Source organism: Stenotrophomonas sp. SrG (assembly GCF_050031795.1).
Taxonomy (GTDB): domain Bacteria; phylum Pseudomonadota; class Gammaproteobacteria; order Xanthomonadales; family Xanthomonadaceae; genus Stenotrophomonas; species Stenotrophomonas rhizophila_A.
Window position 1 is genome coordinate 1 of the sequence record NZ_JBNBBE010000730.1, and the last position, 247, is coordinate 247.

Here is a 247-nt window from a genome sequence, read left to right on the forward strand (position 1 = left end):
CGCTGGAGAGGTGCAAGCCACCCGTTCCGTGCGTCCCTTCGAGGTCATCAGCGATTACGAGCCGTCCGGAGACCAGCCGCAGGCGATCGCCGACCTCGCCGCGCGCATCAACGCGGGCGAGACCGACGTCGTGCTGCTCGGCGCCACCGGCAGGGGCAAGTCGGCGACGACGGGGTGGCTGGTCGAGGCCGTGCAGCGGCCGACGCTGGTGCTGGCCCACAACAAGACGCTCGCCGCACAGCTGGCC

Annotated in this window: 1 protein-coding gene; it reads left to right on the plus strand. The window is 71.7% G+C overall.

Annotated elements, in window-relative coordinates; translation table 11 throughout:
- Positions 1–28 precede the first annotated feature (28 nt).
- The coding region (locus ACQG3P_RS21515; RefSeq protein WP_426806190.1) for a DEAD/DEAH box helicase family protein at positions 29–247 on the plus strand (219 nt) is incomplete at its 3' end.